The organism is Pseudohongiella spirulinae (assembly GCF_001444425.1).
GTDB classification, from domain to species: Bacteria; Pseudomonadota; Gammaproteobacteria; order Pseudomonadales; family Pseudohongiellaceae; genus Pseudohongiella; species Pseudohongiella spirulinae.
Window position 1 is genome coordinate 607110 of record NZ_CP013189.1, and the last position, 22089, is coordinate 629198.

Annotated in this window: 17 protein-coding genes; 9 read left to right on the forward strand and 8 right to left on the reverse strand. The window is 54.0% G+C overall.

Features of this window, described 5'->3' with window-relative positions:
• Positions 1 to 88: 88 nt before the first annotated feature.
• Positions 89 to 286 carry a (2Fe-2S)-binding protein gene (locus tag PS2015_RS02920; RefSeq protein WP_058020798.1) on the forward strand — a complete coding sequence of 66 codons (198 nt, stop codon included), beginning with the start codon at positions 89 to 91 and terminating at the stop codon, positions 284 to 286.
• A gap of 156 nt (positions 287 to 442) precedes the next feature.
• Positions 443 to 907 (forward strand): bacterioferritin, encoded by a 465-nt coding sequence (bfr, locus tag PS2015_RS02925; protein WP_058020801.1) that lies wholly within the window; start codon positions 443 to 445, stop codon positions 905 to 907.
• Between the two features lies 1 nt (position 908).
• Here the strand turns inward: bfr and PS2015_RS02930 are convergent, their stop codons facing one another.
• Together PS2015_RS02930 and PS2015_RS02935 are read right to left on the reverse strand one after the other, a co-directional pair.
• Complete coding sequence (locus PS2015_RS02930; protein WP_058020802.1) at positions 909 to 3479, reverse strand: bifunctional diguanylate cyclase/phosphodiesterase; 2571 nt, start codon at positions 3477 to 3479, stop codon at positions 909 to 911.
• 150 nt (positions 3480 to 3629) lie between these two features.
• A complete protein-coding gene (locus PS2015_RS02935) occupies positions 3630 to 4265 on the reverse strand; it encodes a response regulator (protein ID WP_058020804.1) in 636 nt (211 codons plus the stop codon).
• A 229-nt stretch (positions 4266 to 4494) separates the two neighbouring features.
• Between PS2015_RS02935 and PS2015_RS02940 the strand changes: the two genes are divergently transcribed.
• Entirely contained in the window at positions 4495 to 6537 is a 2043-nt protein-coding gene (locus PS2015_RS02940; protein WP_058020805.1) for a methyl-accepting chemotaxis protein, read from the forward strand.
• Here the strand turns inward: PS2015_RS02940 and PS2015_RS02945 are convergent.
• Positions 6532 to 7515 (reverse strand): alpha/beta fold hydrolase, encoded by a 984-nt coding sequence (locus PS2015_RS02945; protein ID WP_058020807.1) that lies wholly within the window; start codon positions 7513 to 7515, stop codon positions 6532 to 6534. The two genes, PS2015_RS02940 and PS2015_RS02945, sit on opposite strands and share 6 nt — an antisense overlap.
• Positions 7516 to 7664: 149 nt before the next feature.
• Here PS2015_RS02945 and PS2015_RS02950 point away from each other — a divergent pair, with 149 nt between their 5' ends.
• Positions 7665 to 8003 (forward strand): DUF3301 domain-containing protein, encoded by a 339-nt coding sequence (locus PS2015_RS02950; RefSeq protein WP_082627932.1) that lies wholly within the window; start codon positions 7665 to 7667, stop codon positions 8001 to 8003.
• A gap of 10 nt (positions 8004 to 8013) precedes the next feature.
• On the opposite strand, the gene PS2015_RS02955 is transcribed toward PS2015_RS02950, so the two are convergent.
• Positions 8014 to 10527, reverse strand: coding sequence for an alkyl/aryl-sulfatase (locus PS2015_RS02955; RefSeq protein WP_058020811.1), 2514 nt, complete (start codon positions 10525 to 10527; stop codon positions 8014 to 8016).
• A 144-nt stretch (positions 10528 to 10671) separates the two neighbouring features.
• On the opposite strand from PS2015_RS02955, the gene PS2015_RS02960 reads away from it, so the two are divergent.
• The gene (locus PS2015_RS02960) at positions 10672 to 12987 is read left to right on the forward strand and encodes a penicillin acylase family protein (RefSeq protein WP_058020813.1); all 2316 of its coding nucleotides are present in this window, start codon (positions 10672 to 10674) and stop codon (positions 12985 to 12987) included.
• A 55-nt stretch (positions 12988 to 13042) separates the two neighbouring features.
• A complete protein-coding gene (locus tag PS2015_RS02965) occupies positions 13043 to 13585 on the forward strand; it encodes a hypothetical protein (RefSeq protein ID WP_058020814.1) in 543 nt (180 codons plus the stop codon).
• 6 nt (positions 13586 to 13591) lie between these two features.
• Here the strand turns inward: PS2015_RS02965 and PS2015_RS02970 are convergent, their stop codons facing one another.
• The 3 genes from PS2015_RS02970 to PS2015_RS02980 form a co-directional block, all read right to left on the reverse strand.
• Positions 13592 to 14128 carry a hypothetical protein gene (locus PS2015_RS02970; RefSeq protein WP_058020816.1) on the reverse strand — a complete coding sequence of 179 codons (537 nt, stop codon included), beginning with the start codon at positions 14126 to 14128 and terminating at the stop codon, positions 13592 to 13594.
• A gap of 64 nt (positions 14129 to 14192) precedes the next feature.
• Positions 14193 to 14663, reverse strand: a complete 471-nt coding sequence (locus tag PS2015_RS02975) for a MarR family winged helix-turn-helix transcriptional regulator (RefSeq protein WP_058020818.1) — start codon at positions 14661 to 14663, stop codon at positions 14193 to 14195.
• Positions 14664 to 14686: 23 nt separating this feature from the next.
• Positions 14687 to 16708: a NosR/NirI family protein gene (locus PS2015_RS02980; RefSeq protein WP_058020819.1), complete on the reverse strand. Its 2022-nt coding sequence runs from the start codon at positions 16706 to 16708 to the stop codon at positions 14687 to 14689.
• Between the two features lie 107 nt (positions 16709 to 16815).
• Here PS2015_RS02980 and PS2015_RS02985 point away from each other — a divergent pair, with 107 nt between their 5' ends.
• Positions 16816 to 17277, forward strand: a complete 462-nt coding sequence (locus PS2015_RS02985; protein ID WP_058020821.1) for a methyltransferase family protein — start codon at positions 16816 to 16818, stop codon at positions 17275 to 17277.
• A gap of 131 nt (positions 17278 to 17408) precedes the next feature.
• The gene (locus tag PS2015_RS02990; protein WP_058020823.1) at positions 17409 to 19634 is read left to right on the forward strand and encodes an NADP-dependent isocitrate dehydrogenase; all 2226 of its coding nucleotides are present in this window, start codon (positions 17409 to 17411) and stop codon (positions 19632 to 19634) included.
• Here the strand turns inward: PS2015_RS02990 and PS2015_RS02995 are convergent.
• Complete coding sequence (locus tag PS2015_RS02995) at positions 19631 to 20500, reverse strand: heme-dependent oxidative N-demethylase family protein (RefSeq protein ID WP_058020824.1); 870 nt, start codon at positions 20498 to 20500, stop codon at positions 19631 to 19633. The genes PS2015_RS02990 and PS2015_RS02995 overlap by 4 nt on opposite strands.
• A 107-nt stretch (positions 20501 to 20607) precedes the next feature.
• On the opposite strand from PS2015_RS02995, the gene PS2015_RS03000 reads away from it, so the two are divergent.
• Positions 20608 to 22089, forward strand: coding sequence for an MFS transporter (locus PS2015_RS03000; RefSeq protein WP_082627933.1), 1482 nt, complete (start codon positions 20608 to 20610; stop codon positions 22087 to 22089).

Genomic DNA, 22089 nt, shown 5'->3' on the forward strand with positions numbered 1-22089 from the left:
TGTGATGCATTTGGTATTGACAATCATTCTTATTAGCATTTAAGATTGCTTGGCAATCGGGAAAACCCCTAAGTTGGAGCACCAGTCGATGTACGTTTGTATCTGCCAGCAAATTACTGATAAACAGATCCGTGAGTTCTGCGAGGGTCGCCAGGTATCCATGGCGCAGGCCCGTGCTGAGCTTGGAATTGCATCGGATTGTGGTCGTTGTGGTAAGTTTGCGAAGCAGATCATAGCTGAGTCGGCACTGACGACCGGTGTTTCTTCCATCGCTTACGCTGCCTGAATCACCCTGATTCTCATTCTCCTTATTCTTTGCAATCTATCTTTTTTTCCAATCTATCAATGACTTATTGGTGAGTCCCGCTTGACTTGTACTGTGTATACGGGCAGGCTTGCAGCATAATTTGCTGTGTGATTTTCTGACAATAAGGAGTGCACCATGAAGTCTGACAAAACCATGATCAAACATCTGAATAAAGCGCTGGGCAATGAGCTGGTGGCGATTAATCAGTATTTTTTGCACTCACGTATGTTCAAGGATCGCGGCCTGAGCAAATTGGCTGACAAAGAGTACGAAGAGTCTATCGATGAAATGAAGCATGCAGATCAATTGATCGAGCGCATTCTGTTTCTGGAAGGGCTGCCCAATTTGCAAAGCCTGGGCAAATTGCTTATCGGTGAGCATACCAAAGAGATGTTGAGCTGCGATCTGCAGCTGGAGCAGCAGGCTATTCCGGATCTGCGTGACGGTATTGAGTATGCTGAATCGATTCGTGACTACGTGAGTCGTGATTTGCTGGCCTCGATTCTGGCGAGCGAAGAGGAGCACGTCGATTGGCTGGAGACGCAACTTGGCCTGATCGACTCGGTGGGCCTGGAGAACTACCAACAATCGATGATGTGAATCAACTGCCAGTCCGGGTGCCGGTAATCAGGCGCTCATCATCCTCATCTCGAATAGTCTGGCTGTTCTGTAGCAGGCGGGTACACTCTGCAGCGGGCAGGGCCGGGTTCATTAGCCAGCCCTGCATGCTGTCACAACGACAGCTGAGCAGGATCTGATACTGTTCGGTGGTTTCCACGCCTTCGGCCAACACTTCCAGGTCCAGACTGTCAGCCAGATTCACAAGGCCTGCGATAATGGCTGACTTTTTGGCATCGATGGCCAGGTCACGCATAAAACTACGGTCGATTTTCAGGGTCTGCAGCGGAAAAAGCTGCAGAGACGCCAGCGATGAGTAGCCGGTACCGAAATCATCAATCGACACATGCAGCCCCAGTGCAACCAGGTGACGCAAGGTTTCCGCAACAACGTCGGTGTTGTCCATCAGGGCCGTTTCAGTCAGCTCTATGCCCAGCAAAGTCGGATCAACTCCGGTGGCGCCAAGCTGTTCTTCAATGAATGTAATCAGCGCATTTTTTTGCCGGAAATGCAGCGCTGAAATGTTGACCGAGATACGAATTGGCTTGCCCATATCAGACCATTGTCTGATCTGACGACAGGCGGTGCTGAGTACCATCTCCGTGATGGGTATTATCAATCCATTGGCCTCAGCAACCGGTATAAATACTTCCGGCGAAATGCTGCCGTCTGGCGGCGACCAGCGCAGCAAGGCCTCAAATCCGCATATGCGCTGATCCGATACGCGGTATTGTGGCTGATAAAATACGTGCAGGGCGCCTTCGTCGAGTGCGTCGATGAGGCGAGTTTTCAGGATCTGTGTCTCTTGCTGATCCTGGCTCATGCCTGCGTTAAAAAAGCAGGCAGTGCGCCGACCCATGGCCTTGGCACGGTACATGGCAATGTCGGCATGGCTGAGCAGGGTTTCGGCGTCATCGGCGTGCTCTGGATACAGAGCAACTCCAATGCTGGCGCTGACATGGAACTGATGCTCGCCCAGCACAAACACATTGCGCATGGCATCGGTGATTTTCTCAACCACGGCTCGCGCACCTTCCAGATCATTGGCATCTGTGGCCAGGATAACAAATTCGTCACCACCAAACCGGGCTACCGTGTCGCCCTGACGTAATGCCCGATTCAGTCGGCGGGCGACAGTAATCAATAGTTGGTCACCGAGTGTATGACCCCAGCCGTCGTTGATGTCCTTGAAGTTATCCAGGTCGACCATGATCAGACAGAACATCATGTTGTGGCGACGCGAATGCACAATGGCCCGATCCAGGCGGTCATTCATGAGCTGGCGATTAGGAAGACCAGTCAGAATATCGTGTGTTGCGCGATGCTGCATATCCCGTTCGAGCTTCTGGCGCTCTGAGACATCGCGGATGAACGCGGTGATCTGCACGCCGCCTGAACTCTTGTGGGTGCCCAGGGCAATATCAACCGGAATTTCATGACCGTCTTTGCAGCGACCTACCAGGCCGCGCTGGGATGCCATCGGCCGTCCGGTAGGAGCGGCCAGGTAGCTATCGCGCAATTGGCTGTGCCGATTGCGCAGAGAAATCGGCAGCAGAATCTCTACAGGCTCGCCCAGTAACTCCCGCTCCGAATAACCGAACAGACGCTGCAGGGCCGGATTAACAAAGCGGATGCGACCGTTTTGGTCAATGCCAAGTATACCGTCAGGAGCATTGCTGAGCAGTTCATCGAGCTGATCCGAGTAAGTTTGCAGCTTGGCATGAGCCTGCTGCAGTCGCTCCATTGGTGTGCGGATGGTGTCCAGAAACATCGCCCGGTAGAGATAGGCGTAGGCCAGGACTTTATAGATATGTCCAATAAACACACTCAGGGTTTGTGATTGCCCCGGAATCAGAAAAAAAATTTCACTGGTGGTCATCAGTAAAACAGCCATCACCAGGGCTGCCGGGCTGAGCAGGCCAATGCGTTTGTGCTGCCACCAAATGACCGCCAGAGTTATCAGGTGCACGGCAACCACAAGAATCTGACCCTGAGTATAAATACGCAGAGACTCTGCATTGTTCAGCCATCCCGGGGTGCTGGTGATGAGCAGCAAGATGAGCGCGGTAAGCGCCAGAGTTGAGACAAGATAGGCGTAGCGAGCCGGTGCGAATGGAGTGCCGGTCGATGTGCTGGCCGCCAGCAGGTAGACCAGCAGGCTGACAGCTGCAATGCAACGGGCAACCAGCCAGAACAGTTCAGTCTTGGCCGGGATGTTCGCAGTTATGAAGTCTGGCATGCCGGGGTAGGAGAGCAGGTGTGCTGTGTCAAACATGGCGACAGACAAAAATGCGCAGGCCAGTAACAAAGAGCCCCGGGGCCTTTTGTCATCAAGAACGTTCCAGCCAACAAAAAAGATACAGGCAGCGATGATGACGGCCAGTAACTCCAGAAGCGCATGTGACCAGAGGAATAAATCAGAGCTGATGAGGGTGGCGGTGTTGTTCAGCGCCAGCCAAACCAGCAGTGGCAATGCCAGAGCAATCAGGGAAATACCCGATATTCTCAACAGGCTTAACAATGGAGTCATAGTGTCTTGACGATCTATTGGCATGCCGCTGATCCTCCCCCCTCTGATTTTTATGCTTGCTCCATCAGCAATATTGATAATCGGGCAAGAGGGGGATTAAAAAAATCAGCCAGCCATGCAGCGTGTTGTCATCCTTTATTGGTTTTGCGAGTCGGGTGGTATTTCATGGGCGGGTCAGGCCTCGATTACGCGATGGCGTATGGCATACCGGACCAGTTCTGATGTGTTTGATAAGGCCAGTTTCTGCATGATTCTGAATTTGTGGGTGCTGACCGTCTTTGGAGAAATATGCAACTTTTCACTGATTTGGTTGATGCTCATGCCATTGGCAATCAGCAAAAAAATCTGTTTTTCGCGACTGGATAAGGTTTTGTGGGGTGCCTCTCTGTGTTGCTGACCGGCTGCCTGAATCATCCTGGCGCCCAGTTCTGGCTGGATGTAGCCGTTGCCTTCCAGGCACTGTCGGATCGCCTGAACAATCATCAGGCTGTCGCTGTTTTTGGTCAGGTAACCAAGGGCGCCAGCCTTGAGTGCCGCCGAGGCAACCTGAACATCGTCAACCATACTGAGAACAAGAACAGGAACATCTGGCGCACGTTTATGCATATCCGCAATCAGATCGATACTTTCCGGTCCTGGCATATTCATATCCATGACCAGCAGGTTGGCGCCAGAGTCTAATACTTTTTCCACCAGGTTCCAGCCATCAGCGGCTTGTCCCGCCAACTCAAAGTCTGGGGTGCACTCCAGCATTCTGCAGATGCCCTGCCTGACAATCTCGTGATCATCTACTACAAAAACTTTAATCATTGTCACTAACCTGTGCTGCAATATGGTGCCCGACCAGAGACCCGACACCCTACTTTATTTTATTCATCTGTTTCATGATCTACATCATCTTTCTTTAAGCAAGCGTGTAGGGATCGGATTAAAAAAAGTGAGCCGGTATTGATTTTTCGTCATTGTCGGTGGTGCTTGCTTAACTTTTCCTGTGGCCGGGCGATAAGAAGAAGCAGGATTCATGACAGGAGCAGCAGTAATGAGAGCATTATTTGCACCGGCAACCTACATACTTAACCGTTTCGGCTTCAAAATTAAGTTTTTGATTATCTTTTGCTGTGTTCTCCTGCCTTTGCTGGTACTGGGCGCTCTGGTGGTGGGCAGTATTAATGAAGATATTGCCACGCTGGAAAATGAGCGGCGCGGTGTCGAGTTTTTGCAGTCTCTGCGCACTCCGGTAGATAGGGTGCAGCAGCATCGAGGTCTGATGGCTACTGCCTTGAGTGGCTCGGATGCCTCTGCGCAAAGCCGCGTTACGCAATTAAGACCACAAATTGACAGTGCCCTGACTACTTTGCTGCAACAGGCTGATCTGGCTGAAGATAATGCAGGTTTGCAAAGTCGAATCCGCGATGCGCAACAGCAATGGGACGCTATCAAATCCCAGTCCTCAATCAGTGCTGATCGCAGCTTTGAATTACACACCAATCTGGTCACGGCGTTGATTCAGTTGGGTGAGTATGCCTCTGATGTTTTTGAGATCTCTTTGTCGGCCAGCCTGGATACTTTTTATCTTGGTGACGCATTAGTTAATCGTTTGCCTGCGCTGACCGAGAATATGGGCCAGGCGCGTGCCGTGGCTTCAGCAGCGGCTGCTCAGGGCATTGTTAATAATGATGTGCGTATGCAGCTGGAGCTTCTGCTGTACAACATGAATGCCTACAGTAGTGCCCTGCAGCGTGGTTTAGATAGTGCGTTTGCAGAAAACCCGTCATTGCGCCCAGCGTTGGGTGCGACTATGCAGGCCAACAATGAGGCTGGCGCGCGACTTCGAGAACTGATTCGCAATGATTTTCTGGATGCTGAGTTCATCTCGATTACGAGTAACCAGGTCTTTGATGCGGCCAGTCGTTCGATACAGCAAGCCTATGCGCTATTCGACAGCATTGCGCCTCAATTAGACAGGGTTCTGGCTGAAGATCTCGCCGCCGCTCAAAGCGTTAAACTGCTGGATACGGTCATTGTAGCTGTCGTTTTGCTGCTGCTGATATACCTGTTCATGGCACTATTTATGTCAGTGAATGACAACGTTGAGCAAATAGCCCGTGTCGCCAATGAAATGTCTGCCGGTAATCTGGCCAGCCGGGTCAGGCTCAGCACCAACGATGAGATCAGCGTTATAGCGGGGCACTTTAACAAAATAGCGGATCAGTTTGAAAACGTCATTCTGACTGTCAGCAGCGCGTCGACGCAGCTCGCGTCAGCGGCCGAGGAGCTTTCAAGTGTGTCCCGGCACAGTGCTGAAAACGTCCTGAGGCAACGCTCAGAGACCGATATGGTGGCGGTGTCTATCAACGAGATGAACGCCACAGTTCAGGAAGTTTCCCGCAGCACCTCACGAGCCTCGGAAGCCGCGACCGATACCGATGAACAGGCCGCCAGCGGTGCCGAAGTGGCAGCAACAACCGCCCAAAGCATTGCGAATCTGGCTGAAGATATCCATCAGTCAGCCGGCAGTATGCAGCGAGTGGCTGCGGACAGCGCCTCCATTAGCAGCGTGCTGGATGTCATTATGGGTGTCGCTGAGCAGACCAATCTGCTGGCGCTGAATGCCGCCATTGAGGCTGCGCGTGCCGGTGAGCATGGCCGCGGATTTGCCGTGGTGGCTGATGAAGTCCGTACCCTGGCAAATCGTACCAAAGATTCAGCCAGCGAGATCGAAAATATGATTAATCACCTGCAGTCAGGTGTGAAGGAAGCTGTGCAGTTAATGGAGCGTAGTCGCGAGCGTGCCACAGATGGTGTGACCAAAGCTAACGAGGCGGCGCAGGCGCTTGATGCCATCACCCGGGCGGTTGCGACTATCCGTGACATGAATTTGCAGATCGCCAGTGCTTCTGAGCAACAGAGTGCGACAACCGATGAATTGAACCGCAATGTCACCAGTATCCGCGAACTGGCGGAGCAGTCTGCTGCAGGTGCTGACCAGACTACGGCGGCCAGTGATGAACTGGCGCGGCTGGCCAGCGACCTGCAGCAATCGGTAGCCTGGTTTACGCTGTCCGAAAAGCGCGCTTCATAAATCGTTCAAGAAGTTGAGTACGGCGGCGTTGGTCTGCTCCGGCAGTTCCTGCTGAATCCAGTGGCCAGCGTCCGGTAACAGAATCACCCCGCGCAGGTCGTCCACGACCCGCCGCATGGCGCCTTCCAGCCGGGGCTGGCTGGCGCCGGCGATCACCACATCATTCTCTCCGGCGATGAAAAGCGTTGGCACTGTGACCCTGGCATCCGCCAGATGCGGAGTAATCTCCCAATTGCGGTGGAAGTTGCGGTAGTAGTTCACGCCGCCCCGAAACCCGGCAGCCTCAAACTGACTGACAAAATAATCCAGGTCATCACGTGTCAGCCAGTCGGGCAGTCCTACCGGTGCGCCCATACGGGGAATCCAGCCGCCGGCTGAACGATGCCGGTCGGTCACCTGTGGTGGATGTCGGGGTGAGTCAGGTGACAGATAAAGACGACTCAGCAGACCTTCGGGATCCGCGTCATACTCCGCCTCTGCGACGCCAGGCTCCTGGTGGTAGAGGATATAGTAGAAGTTATCGCCGTAGGCATTCTGCCAGCTCACCAGCGGTGATTCAGGGGCGCGGCCGCTGTAAGGCACGCTCATGGCCACCAATGCTGAAAAGCGATCCGGGTGCAGCAGTACCGTGTTCCAGGCCACAATTGAGCCCCAATCGTGGCCCATGATAATGGCAGTGTCTTCGCCGTAGGCATCAACAATGCCGACCATATCAGCGGCCAGAGTGACAATATCATAGTCCTGTACATTGGGCGGCGCATCGGTCGCGCCATATCCGCGCATGTCTGGGGCGACGACTCGGTAACCCGCTTCAGCCACGGCTTTAATCTGATGGCGCCAGGAATACCATGACTCGGGCCAGCCATGGGCCATAATGACCAGCGGGCCGGAATCGCCCATGGTGGCCAGACGCATGCGAATGCCATTGGTTTCAATATACCGGAAGCTGATCCCGGGAACAGGGGATGTTTCATTCATAAGTGAGTTCTCACTAGCGTTGGATTGAGCCAATAGCGCAGACGGCATCATCAAGGTGAGCCATAACGCGATGAGCGGCCTGAGGAAACGGGACATGATCATGTTTACTCCGAATTTGCTATCATGGAACAGAGCTTACCGTATTCAGGATGCAAGACACACCACCGATGCTGACATTAATGGATCTGGTCTGGATGGCCGCACTGGTGCTGCTGGTTAATCACTGGTGGCGCTCTCGCGACGCCAAGGCATTCGCCTTGCAATATGCCGCACGACGTTGTGCTGAACTGGACCTGCAGTTGCTTGACCAGAGTATGGTGCTGAAAAAAATTCGTTTGCGCCGGGGCAGCGACGGCTTTCTGCACTGGTTCAGACGCTACGATTTCGAATTCTCTTCGACTGGCACTGAGCGCTATCCTGGCTCAGTCGAACTGGCCGGCAACCGCCTGCTGAGCATCGAGCTGGCGGCGCACATCACCACTCATTAATGTCGGCTATTTAATGTTTTGTGCCCGGCATAATCTCAAAGGTCGGATCAAACTCGACCAGTACGGAGGCCAGTTGCTGCAGCACGGCCACATTGCCTTCCACCTGGCCGCGTCCGGCACCAAGCTGGGTTGCCAGCGTCGCCTGCCCCATGATCACAGTATCCAGGTCGCTGCGGTTCATTCGAATAGTGGCGTCAGCCTGCTCTGACTGATAACCGCTGATATTCGTCAGTGTGCCACCACGCATTTCAATCACAAACTGCTCGCCGGTATCCGGCGTCACGAAGTTGATGATAAAGGCCATGCCGTCAGCTGCCCGGCTGTCCACGCGAGTAGCAACGGCGTCCCACCATTGGGAAGTGGTCATGGCGCGCGCCAGATCGGGGCTTGTGCCACGCGCCGGACCGGCTGGTGCGATCCCGTAGCGCAGCTCCTGAGCCGCGGTAAGAAATACATTACGCATGCTGGTGCTCTCGTATTGATAGCCGAGCTGCTCAAAGACATCAGCCAGTCGACTCTTGGCCGCCTGATTGCCAGGCTCGCCATAAACCAGTTTATTAAGCAGCTCCATCGCCAGACGGTAATTGCCCTGTGCTACCAGTTCGTCAGAGCGCTTCATAATGGCGTTGGCACCGCCCATCATGGATACAAATTCTGGTGCGGACTCTTCCGGTGATAATGGTGCCAGGGTGGCCGGGTTACCGTCCCAGTAACCCAGGTAGCGGTTGATCACAGCGCGCGAATTGTGAAACTCAGAGCCGTGATACTGGCGCACCGCCCAGCTTTGCTGCAGTGACTGCGGAACCTGATATTCATTGTGCATCTGATTAATGGTGACGCCACGATTGGCCAGGTTCAGCACCTGATTGTTCAGGTTGGCGTATGCATCGCGCTGGTCGCGCATCACTTCCTGGATGCGTTCGTTGCCCCAGCGCGGCCAGTTGTGTGAAGAGACCATGACTTCCGCATCGCGGCCGAAGCGATAAAGTGCTTCATTTATCTGTCGGGACCAGGATAGAGCATCGCGAACCAGAGCGCCGCGTAATGTGTAGATATTATGGATGGTGGCGGTAATATTCTCTGCTGCCCAGAACACCTTGCTGTCCGGAAACCAGGCATTCATCTCGGCGGGAGCTTCCGTGCCGGGTGTGTTCTGAAAGACAACTCTGACGCCATCAATCATGTGCTCTTCAAAGTCATCTGTGACCACAACAGTCGGCGCGATAAGACCGCTGCTGCCGCGCGCCAGGCCCTTGCCGATGGCCGAGTCAACCTGGCCGAAGGGGCTGGCAGGCAGGGGGTTGCCATATTGATAAGAGGCGCGACGGGTCATGGCATTGCCGGCGTAGACATTTTCAGAAATTGCTTCTTCCATAAAACCCACTGGTGCGTATATCTGCACACGGCCCGCGCTCACATCTGCTTCGTCCACAACGCCTCTGACGCCGCCAAAGTGATCGATATGTGAGTGCGAATATACGATAGCTGTGACGGGCAGTTCCCCGAGCTGCTCGTTGGCAAAGGCCAGCGCCGCTGCCGCCGTTTCGCTGGTCAGCAGCACGTCAAACAGAATCCAGCCAGTCTCACCACGTATCAGCGTCATGTTGGCCAGATCGTAGCCCCGGATCTGGTATATAAAATCCGGCACTACTTCATACAGGCCGTAGTTCATATTGAGTGTGGCCTGACGCTGCAAAGAAGGGTGGATACTGTCGTAGTCCTGCCCATTCAGCAGAAACTCATAACGGCCCATATCCCATACTACGTTGCCGGCGGCGCCCATAATGCGGTCGTAAGGTGGTGCGGCAATAAAGCCGCGTTGAGATTCCGCAAAATCACGGTCATCCTCGAATGGCAGGGAGGCGCGCAGCGCTGTATGCTGGCGAGTGGTAGCGTCACTGGCCGTATTGGGTCGGCCCCAGGGCGGCGGGGGTGCCGAAACTGGCTGACCGAGATCAAACTCGACCCGGAACAAGCGGTCAGAATCGCGTCTTGCCAGCTCATAATAAAAGTGACGACCCGGATGGATCTCCATAGCCCAGACATTAGTCAGCGATACCATCAGGCCTTCATGGGTAAACATGTCGATAGAAAACTGATCGACCGGAAATTCCTGGCGCATGGCCGTTCCGACGTCCTCGGTGTCTCCGCCGTACATGGTCACCGCGTCATCGCTGCCGTCCTCATGGCGGTGGTCATGTTTCAGCCGCAGGCCGTCATCAGTGCGGGTCAGAATCCAGGTACGGCTGTGATCGTTGCCAACATGAAAGGGGATACGGATTTCGTTGGCGGTGCACTCCCGGACCTGCATGACCAGGCTCTGGCCTTCAAAAGGATCATCGTCCACCGGGGGATTATTGGCGACAATTCTGCCGCTGAATGATTGACCACAGTATTGAGCAATGTTGGCCATAAACGCGTCGGCAGGCGTCGGGGCGACGTTAGTGACGGGGTTGGCATTGGTGGTGCAATAGCTCAGTACCAGGGCGGAAGTCAGACACAACACTGCGGGCAGCCGTTTCATGGTTATCTCTCAACAGATTGAACGGATTCAGTTTTGTGCACAAGACTAGCGTTTTTGAACGGGCCAGGCAATGCGCAAGGTTTTGACAAGGCATTGTTCGGACTCTATTCTGAAAGCCCTTTCCCTTGCAACCGGAGAATAACGATGCGCCCGTCACTGCTTCCTGCTGGTCTGCTGTTTGCTTCTTCCGCGCTGTTGCTGGCAGCCTGTTCTGAGTCCTCGCCACCACCGGCGAGCAACCCCGTCGCAGAAACAGCGCATCAGTATGACACGGAAATACGCTGGACCAGTTACGGCATCCCTCATGTAAAAGCGGATGACTGGGGCAGCCTGGGGTATGGTTTTGCTTACGCAACGGCCAATGATGCGATCTGCACCATTGCCCGTGATGTGCTGATGGTCAATGGTGAGCTGTCCGCGACCTTCGGCGAGGAAAACGGCAACTACGAAAGCGATGTGTTTCATAGGGCGGTACTCGATGAGGCCATGATCGAGCGTTTCCGCAGTGGGCAGGAAGAGCGAACACTTGAGTTCTCTGCGGGTTATGTGGCGGGTTATAACCGCTACCTTGCCGACAATGCCGATGATTTGCCAACGGCCTGTGCAGGTGCTGACTGGGTGCGCACACTGACTGAGCGTGATGTCGACAAGTTGACGGTCGGGGTTGGTATTCGCTATGGGCTGGGGCTGTTTCAGCGGGAGATGGCTAACGCCGCGCCCCCCGGCAATCCGGTGGCCAGGCTGCAGTCTGACTTTGACATCGAGACAGGTATCGGTAGCAATGCGGTGGCCATGGGGCGCGATGTGACGGAAACGGGCAGTGGCATTTTGCTGGGCAATCCGCACTATCCCTGGCAGGGCTCCTCGCGCTTCCACATGATTCATACCACCATTCCCGGCGAAGTGGATGTCATGGGTGTAAGTCTGTACACCACCAACCGCATAGCAATTGGGTTTAACCATGATGTCGCCTGGTCGCACACCGTGTCCACGGGGATGCGTTCAACCGTCTATGCGCTGGAACTGGATCCGGAAAATCCCACGCGTTATCGATACGGCGATGACTTCAGGGATATGGAGCGTGTCAGTATCGAGGTGCCGGTGCGTAATATTGAAGGTGGTATTTCACAACGCAGCCACGATGTTTATATGACGCATTTTGGTCCGGTGCTGGTGTCTGACCAGCTTCCCTGGACCAATGAAAGTGCTTATGCGATTCGCGATGTCAATTTGTATAACGATCGCATGGCGGCCACGTATGATGCCTTGAACAAGGCGCGCAATATCGATGAGGTAGAGGCTGCCCTGAGCCTGCAAGGTGTATCCTGGGTCAATACAATCGCCGCTGACCGTGACGGCACCGCGTTTTACGCCGATATCAGCGTAGTCCCCAATGTTGATGCCGACCTGATCGGGCGCTGCCGCGTCACGACTGAAGGTGTGCCGGCCCGTGTTGTGATTCTTGACGGCAGTGATCCGGACTGTGAGTGGTATGATGCGGCTGAATCCGAGGTGCCCGGCGCAATGCCCGCAGGCAACATGCCACGCATTCGCCGTGATGATTACGTGCATAATGCCAATGACAGCTACTGGCTGAGCACACCGCGTGAGCCGCTTGAAGGTTATTCGCCGATCATTGGCAGTGAGCGCTCGCAGGTCTCACTGAGGACGCGTGCCGGGCTGGTGTTTATCGAGCAGGCGCTGGCCAGCGGAGAAAAAATGCGACCCGACCATATTCAGGATATGCTGTTCAGTCACCGACATTTTGGAGCTGAGCTGTTCCTGGATGAGGTGCTGGCGCTGTGCAGCTCAAACAACGAAACTGTGACCTTCGAAAATGAGGAGATTGATGTAACGCCAGCCTGTTCTGCGCTGGCCGACTGGGATCGTCGCGAAGATATCGACAGCCGCGGCGCTCATGTCTGGCGAGAATTCTGGCGACAGGCAGCACGTATCAGCGATCGCTATGTGGTTCCCTTTGATGTAGAGGATCCGGTAAATACGCCACGGCAGTTGGCGACCGACAACCCTGAGGTTCGCGAGGGCTTGTTGCAGGCGTTGGCCCATTCGCAGACCTTCTGGCAGCAACAGGGCATAGCTCTGGACGCTGAGCTCGGGACGCTGCAGTATGAACCGCGCAATGATGAACGGATTCCGATTCCGGGCGGTGACGGCGGTGCCGGCATGTGGAGTGTGATCACCTCTCAGTTCAATGCTGAGCAGCAGGCCTATTCGCCTATCCTGCACGGCAACAGCTACATGCAGGTTATCAGCTGGGATCAGGATGGTCGGGTTGATCCGCGAGCCATACTGAGTTATTCGCAGTCGGAAGATCCGCGTTCGCCGCATTTTGCTGATCAAACCCGGTTGTATTCACAAAGTCAGTGGCTGGAGCTGCCGTTTTATGAAGAAGACATTCTGGCAGATCCGAATCTGCTTAGTTTACGTTTACAGGAATAACCGGCTCTTTTTAGCGCCACAGAAGTTTTAACAGGACAGAAGGAAGACATCATCAATGCAGTGGATGTTAGGACGTTTATCGGCTCTGGCACTGTTGACAGGTTTGCTCAGCGCCTGTGTAAATCATCAGATATTGGATCAGTGGCCAGAGACAGTGCCGGACCAGCGCTATTTCATCGAAGCTTATCATCAGGATGAGTTGAATCAACAGCGTCAGAGTGACGTGGAGTACCTGAATTGGGTTGTGCGCTTTTATCAGGGTTCAGAGTTGATGGTGACGGGCTGGAATGACATCACGCCTGCGGTATTGCTGGATCTTGAAGGTGACGTGCTGCAGCAGGCGCAACAGAAAAGCCATCGACTTGGCTTGTTGATCTCGGCTGAATGGGCCAAGGATAACGATGTGCGCGACATCGATTCGGCCATGCTGAGTCTGTGGGGCAGTATCATGGTGGCAGTGCAGGAGCCCGAGATGCGACTGGCTGCAATGGATCTGATCAGCAATGACGTTGAAGCCCTGTTGTCAAATCAATTGCACGCCAGTGATATCTCCGAGCAGCGCTACATCAATCGCCTGGGGCTGGATCCTGATTTCTGATCCGGCTCAGTCGGGGCGGTTGCAGCGCGGGTCATTTTGCTGAATGCCAACCAGCATTTCGCGGCTCAGCGGAATGGGAGCGCAGCCGTGATTCTGCTCGCAGATCATGTCCCACTGCGGCTCTGCCAGTTTATGACAGTCCAGGCAGTTGCCGCCGAAGCGGTTAACAACATCGGTGAAGCCGCGTGTGACGATGCTGGAACCTTCGGCGCTCACCTCCAGTTCAAAAAATTCCCAGTCATTGGTTTCCGGGCTGGTACCTGCGGGTTGTTTGATCATGACCTCAGTCGGTACCAGTTGTACCAGAGAACCGGTTGGCCAGGTGCCACCGGTTTCCGAGTTGGCAACCGCCAGTGTTGCCTCAAGATCTCCGAGCAGGTTGTCAACAAAGAAGCCGCGCACTGGTGTCATATCAGTGATGCAGTCGAAGGTTGATTCGTCCACTTCAATCAGTGCTTGCGCCGCCTTGAGCTGAGTGACTCCCGCCAGAGTGGCTGCTGTTGCCAGAACAGCAGACAATCCCAAAATTTTGACTCGATTCATCGTGTGTATTCCTGAATGTTATTAGATTGCTGGCGATAATATCGTGCACGATACAAATCGGCAATTAGTCAGAAGTCATTCTTTGAAGGTGAGCCAGAAAACTGTCGAGCTGACGCTTCAGGGCAATGGCTTCTTCTATCGGGTAATCAACCTGGGAGACCAGGCTGGCCGGGATGCAATCACATTTTTTACGCAGGGCTTTCCCGGAGCGGGTCAGATGGATATTGACCACCCGCTCATCGCTGTCACTGCGGCGACGCTCCACCAGATCCATCAACTCCAGCCGTTTTAACAGCGGTGTCAGCGTATTGGTCGCCAACTGCGCTCGCTTGCCGATGTAACCAACAGTACAGGGGCTGTTCTCCCACAGAATCAACAGCACAATATACTGCGGATAGGTCAGCCCGAGTGGTTCCAGAAAAGGCTGATACAGGCGGGTGACCAGACGCGAGGCGGCATACAGGGGAAAACAGATCTGATTATCGAGTGCCAGCGGATCAAAGTCTTCCGGTAAGGTTGCTGCCGTTTTTCTCATCGGTCATTCAGTCCAGTCTGTTGTCATGAAGCTTTCAGTTCCTTGTGACGGACAATTATCTTGTCCATGTCGTGCCGACAGGAACCGGCTTTTTTGATCAGCTTATCCTCACAGATGTCGCAGCGCACGCATTCTTTGAAGTCTATTTTCTCGCGCTTGATGGCGCCGGTTGGACAGGCATGCTCACAGACGGTACAGACGCCACATTGAGGCACGCGTTTAATACGGAGCGGGCTGACCAGTGAAACCACGCCCAGAGCTGCGCCCAGCGGACAGACATAGCGACAGTAGAATCGCGGCACGGCAACACAGGCCAGCAGAATTGCTGCCAGTATTGCAAACAGCACCGCTGTGCCACTCATAAAGAAGAGCGTACCGAATGGCTCAAAATACTGGAATATCTGCACGTTGCCAGCAATCAGCGCGGCACCGATGATCAGTGCCAAAATGCCATATTTGATATATAGCGCCTTCTCGTGAAGCTTCTGGGGAACACGCATGGGCAGGTTGTGTTTCCAGCGCTTGGGCGTCAGGCGGGTGATGATGTCCTGCACGGCGCCAAACGGACACAGGGAGGAGCAGAAAATGCGCCCCCACAGCAGTGTGGTAACCAGCGTAAACACAACCAGCATCATCAACGGCAGATTGTTCATGAAGACATCTGGCCCTTGCAGCAGAACACCGGTGATGTGCGCTACCGACAGGAAACCAGCTTCCATAATGCCCAGGTAAACCAGTGTCACAGTCAGAGCCGCCCAGCGCCAGCGGGCGCTTTTGCGGAAGAACGCGATCATCACCAGGGCGAAAATCAGCAACATCATTGTCACTTTTTCCCAGGGCGTTACTCCCCAGGGTGGGTCACGGAAGAACTTGCGAATGGCGCTGTTCTCATGGCGGATGATGCGGGCAATTTCTTCTTCGCTCAGAATCGGGTCGCCGTTGGCCAGTCGCCAGCCCAAACCGGTGGGCAGAAACTCAACTTCATACGCATCCAGGCTGCCCAGTGGTCGGTAAGCGATGGTGATGGGCTCGGTGATGTCATAGTTGTCATCAATAATCAGTGCACCGGCAAATTCTGCCCGTCCGGCGATCATGCCTGCGTCAGCATTGCCGGCGGTGACCAGGCGATTGGGGAAAATGCGACGCATCGGACCGTCCTGCTGCATGGACGTGCGATCCTGGCGGAACTGTTGATAGCCACTACCGCCAACAGCCAGCAGTATCATCTCCGTGCCAGCCAGTTGCGCTGCAGCATCACGTTCAGCGCGGGCATAAGCTGTGCGACCAATAAAATATTCGCCCAGGGCAGGGTGGCCCATATAGGTGAGGGTCAGGATCAGCTCTTCGCCACCGGGAATGGGCATGACCATCTGGTGCACAATACCTTCTTCCAGTAACTGCTCCCAGGTATAGGGTGCCATCATCTCCAGGATGCGCTCATTGCGTGCCACGTCTACCGGATCATCCGGGCTGAAACCGTTATATTCGGCGGCGACCCGGCGAGCCGCCTCACGAATCCCGCGACTGATGGCAAAGCTGGTGACGGTCGCGCCGGAGATGCCGTCAACATCGCGGCGGACCTGAAAATCATCACCAATGAATTTACCGGCGAACTGCCCCTGGAACACCGGGTCAGAGACAAAGTCACCCACTGTGTTGACGTAAGACTCCACGTAATTGAGTATTTTCAGACCGGTGACCTGATTGTCCAGGTTGACGCCACCCAGCATGGCGATAGGGGCGCTGAAACCTCGTTCTTCGGGCGGCACATCCGCAGTCAGAAAGACGTAGCCAATCAGCTGCTGCTCACCTGAGTCGGCATCGGTCTGATAGGCGCGCCACACCGGTGGTTCGCCTTCCTTCTCCGAAAAATTGTCGGCTTCCGGCATCACCTGAAACAGCCACGCTTCCTGCACGTCAGTGGAAAACGGCGTTCGAACCGGGTTGCCCTCAATGGGCTGGCGAGGCGGTTGGGCATGGCTGACGCTGAAACCGGCCAGTAGCAGCACGGCAAAAAGGGTGGAGGTGATAGCAGACCTGAACATATGACTTGAATTTCCGTTAAGCTATACAAAATGCCGCTAACTATACCGCTGCCGGGACAGCAGTGGTATAAGGATATAGCCTGAAATAATTACAGTGTGTTACGCCCATGAAATCTCTGGAACATAAAATACCGCCACCCGTTGTGGCCCTGCTGGCCGCTCTGCTGATGTGGTGGCTGCGTGGTTTTTATCCCCTTTCCCTGCTGGCGGGCGGCACTGGTCGCACTTTGGCCATGCTTAGTGTAGCGGCCGGGTTTATGATTGCGGCTGTCGGTGTAACGGCTTTTCGCCGGGCCAAAACCACGGTGGATCCGCTGCACCCTGATAAAGCCAGCACAATTGTTGATAGCGGGATTTTCGCTTATACCCGCAACCCCATGTATCTGGGGATGACACTGGTATTGCTGGGTGTCTGCTTCCATCTTGCGGAGCTAACCGCGTTTTTGATTCTGGCCTTGTTCATTCGTTTTATCAGCCGCTATCAGATTCAGCCAGAGGAACGGATCCTGCTGGAAAAGTTTGGTGAGCCCTATCAGGCGTATCTGGACAAGGTACCACGCTGGATCTGATTTTCCGGATGCCATAATCCGGGTGATGCAAGGCGATCTAGCAGTGCAATACCATGGCAGTCGCTCAGATGCTATACTGCGCCCCACTTTTTTAAGCTCCAACCATTCTGAATCTAAAAATAGGAATCACTATGTCAATTGATGGTTCAAAGATTATCTATACTGAAACCGATGAGGCGCCACGCCTGGCAACCTACTCCCTGTTGCCAATTATTCAGGCCTTTACCAAGGCCGCCGGCGTGTCGGTGGAAACCCGTGACATCTCTCTGGCAGGTCGGATTATTGCCAACTTCCCGGAGTATCTGACTGAATCTCAACGCATAGGTGATGCCCTGGCAGAACTGGGCGAACTGGCCAAAACGCCCGAGGCCAATATTATCAAGCTGCCCAATATCAGTGCCTCTATCCCGCAAATGATTGCGGCGATCAAAGAGTTGCAGTCTCAGGGTTACGCGCTGCCGGATTATCCGTTTGAACCGTCTACTGACGAAGAGCGCGAAATCAAGTCGCGATATGACAAGATCAAGGGTTCAGCGGTTAACCCGGTACTGCGCGAAGGTAACTCTGATCGCCGTGCGCCGGTGTCCGTCAAGAACTACGCCAAAAAGCATCCGCATCGCATGGGTAAGTGGTCGACAGACTCAAAAACTCGTGTGGCGCATATGGATGATGGCGACTTTTTCGGCAGCGAACAGTCCACGACATTTGCCCAGCCGGATGATCTGAAAATTGTATTGAAGACAGCTTCTGGTGAGCAGGTGCTCAAAGAGTCAGTCAAGGTTCTGGCCGGTGAGGTGATTGATGCGGCGCGGATGAGTGCGGCAAAGCTGCAGGCCTTTTTTGCAAAGGAAACCGCGGCTGCCAAACAGGAAGGGGTCCTGTTGTCGTTGCACTTGAAAGCTACCATGATGAAGGTCTCTGACCCCATCATGTTTGGTCATGCAGTAAAAGTTTATTTTGAATCGGTGTTCACAAAACATGCTGATACATTCAAGAAGCTGGGTGTAGATGCCAGTAATGGTTTTGGTGATGTGCTGTCCAAAGTTGCTACTTTGCCGGAAGCCGAGCGTAGCGCTATTGAGGCTGATATTCAGGCCGTTTATGCATCGCAGCCGGAACTGGCAATGGTCAACTCTGACAAAGGCATTACCAACCTGCATGTGCCCAGTGACATCATCATCGACGCTTCCATGCCAGCCATGATCCGTGATTCAGGAAAGATGTGGGATCGTAATGGTGAACGTCAGGATACACTGGCGATGATTCCGGATCGTTGTTATGCCGGTGTCTATCAGGAGACCATTACCTTCTGTCGTGAGAATGGTGCTTTCGATCCGTCAACCATGGGTACCTGTCCGAACGTGGGTCTCATGGCTCAGAAAGCCGAGGAATACGGTTCTCACGACAAAACTTTTGAGATTCCTGCAGATGGCACGGTTGTTGTCCTGAACAAAGCCGGCGAGACAGTTTTTTCGCACACTGTTGAAAAGGGTGACATCTGGCGCATGTGTCAGGTAAAAGACGCTCCGATCCGAGACTGGGTGAAGTTGGCTGTGAACCGTTCGCGTCTCAGTGGCATGCCAGCCATATTCTGGCTGAGTGAAGAGCGCGCTCACGATCGCGAATTGATTAAAAAGGTCAATGAGTACCTGAAAGAGCACGATACAGATGGACTTGATATTCAGATCATGTCGCCCGAAGCGGCCACGCGTCACACATTGCAGCGCATGAAAAATGGCGAAGATACCATTTCTGTCACCGGCAACGTATTGCGTGATTACCTGACAGACCTGTTCCCGATTCTGGAGCTGGGCACTTCGGCCAAAATGTTGTCCATTGTACCGCTGATGAACGGTGGTGGCTTGTTTGAAACCGGTGCCGGCGGTTCAGCGCCCAAGCACGTTCAGCAGTTTGTGGAAGAAAACTACCTGCGCTGGGATTCCCTGGGTGAGTTTCTGGCACTGGCGGCCTCTCTGGAGCATCTGGCGCAGAGCACTGACAACAAGCGTGCACAGATATTGGCCAATGCACTTGATCAGGCCAATGCCAAGTTCCTGGATAATGACAAGTCGCCAGCCCGTAAAATCGGTGAGATCGACAACCGTGGCAGCCATTTCTATCTGGGCATGTATTGGGCAGAAGCGCTGGCCGCGCAGACTGAAGATGCCGATCTGGCGGCACGCTTCGGCAAGCTGGCCAAGTTCCTGAATGACAATGAGGCAACGATTGTTGCTGAGTTGAATGGGGTGCAGGGCAAGCCGGTTGAGATCGGTGGCTACTACCAGCCGAATTCAGAACTGGTGTCAAAGGCCATGCGGCCTTCTGCGACTCTGAGCGGAGCGCTGGCCGCACTCTAATCCAACTGATGCTGGAGCCACTGCGATAGCGCTGGCTCCAGCAGATGAAGGGATTTGTATAATCGCTCTTCTTTACTCAAGCCATCAATAGCAGCTTTTAAATCCCTGAGTATCTCTGGGGATTGGCAAAAATCGCTCAGTGGTTCAAGAGTCACCTTGATTGTGAATAACACAGCGCTACTCTCCGGCAGTCGGCGCAGAGTTTGTCGTTCACAACGAAGAAAGCATCGCTCGCCTATTTGCTCGACCTCTTTGATAGGTGGTGAAGGTTCAATGCCAGGCTGATACAACTGGTCGCTGCTGACCACCGACCAGTTGCCGCGCCATACCGGATGCTCAACTTTGATATGACTGAAAAAACGGTTGATGCGGGCGCTCAGTTGATCAGAATAACCCGGCACTGGTGCATGGATGAGGTCCAGCGGTTTGCCGATCTTGTCCAGCAGGCGCCAGTAACTGGGGGCGCACAGACTGGCAGCGGTCAGCCGGTAGCCGTCTGCGAATGCTTGCAATAAACACAAATCTTCCTGTACACACCAGGAGGCTTGCAGAAGCGGGTTATCGTGCCTGTCCCAGTGATGTGTGGTTTGCATTGGCGCGCACCAAAGACCCTGATCTGCTGGCGTGTACAATTCGGGGAAATGTGCGGGTAAATGATGAGCAAGCAGATCGGCCACTTCGCGCTGCGCCGCGGCTGATTCCGGCAATGCCTTAAATACCTGCTCACCCTGATGCTGCCATAGCGCCTTCTTCAAAGTTGACTGCTCAGCGAGTTTTTTGTCCGGCTGCAACCAATCCGCCAGGTCCAGACGAGCCAGCCCCATGCTTAATAACTGTTTGTGATCGCGGAATGCGTAGTAGCTCATATTTCAGTGGATGAGATTTATCAGGCTGGTGATAATAGCGCGCTGGCGCGATGCATGTCAGCCAATGATAGACTGGGCATCTTCAGCAATTAAGTAGCAGAAATAAAGTGGCGTCAGACGATTCCGACAATCAACCCCGTCAACAAACCCGTCATCCAGTGTCAGATGTTGTTGTAAAAGCGGCCGGACGGTCGGTGTGGCTGCGTCGCACGCTTGGCCTGTCGCAAAAAGAGGCGGTGGCATCGGCCACCATGACAGCGACCGGGGACAATTTTTTCAATGCATTTGCTGTTTATCTGCAGGCAAGTGCTTTGCAAATGGGTTGGCTGACGGCCATACCACAACTTTTTGGGGCTTTATCGCAAATTCTGTCGGCCTGGCTTGGCAATTATCTGCCACGCAAACCCATGGTTGTCATCACAGCTATGTTGCAGGCTCTGGTTGTCAGTGCGCTGGCTTTGCTGGCGATTCTGCATCCGCAAAACAGTGTCAACTGGCTGATCGCTCTGGCCGTGTTGTACTTTGCCTGCACCAATTTTATTCAGCCACAGTGGCGTGCGTGGATGGGCAGTCTTGTTCCGCAGCGTCGCCGTGGCGCGTTCTTCGCGGCCCGCACGCGATTGACAATGATTGCGTCATTGATCGTCTTTGCCGGTGGCGGTGTATTGCTGAATTTCAGTGCATCACTCTCCGTCGTCTGGGTTGGCTTTGCCTTATTGTTCTCCATTGCCGCCATTGGCAGAACCCTGTCTGCCAGACTTCTCCACCTGATGCACGACCCCGACCCCAGGCCTCACCCGGAGCGACGAAATGGGTTTCGACAGAGCATGAGTCAGCTTTACAGCTCTTTGCACGACAAGACATTCCGCGACTATAGCTTCTTTGTCGCTGGTATGCAGGGCGTGGTGGCGATATCGGCACCGTTTTTTGCGGTGTATATGCTGAGCGATCTGGGATTCAGCTACCTTCAGTACAGTCTGAATGCAATAGCCTCGATAGTGACGCAGTTTCTCACGCTCGGGTTCTGGGGACGGTTTACCGACAAATACGGCAACCGCATTGTGATGCAGTTTTGCTGTTTCACGATTCCACTGATACCCGTACTGTGGATGTTGTCACCTGACTTCTATTATTTACTTGTTGTTCAGATGGTGTCTGGTTTTGTGTGGAGCGCATTCAGTCTGAGCACGGCTAATTATCTATACGATATCAGGCCGCATCGTAGCGACTTTGCGGTATATGCCGCCACCCAGTCGGCATTGGGAGCGCTTGCTGTTTTTGTCGGTGCCATTGGTGGTGGTTTGATTGCGGCCGTGGCCCCCGACGTGTTTGCACGATTTGATATCGGCACCGGATTAGAAAGTTGGATCATCAGTCCCTTGTTTCTGGTTTTTGCGGCTACCACAATGCTGCGCCTGGCGGTTGCACTGTGGTTCGTCCCACGAGCCAGAGAACCCCGAATCCGCCGACGTCCCGGTGTGCTACAACTGATTTATCGAATCAGCCGTTTCAATGCGATCACCGGCGTGTCGCTGGACTGGCTGAGCGTCACCCGCAAATCACGACCCAAAGATCAGGACGCAGAATAG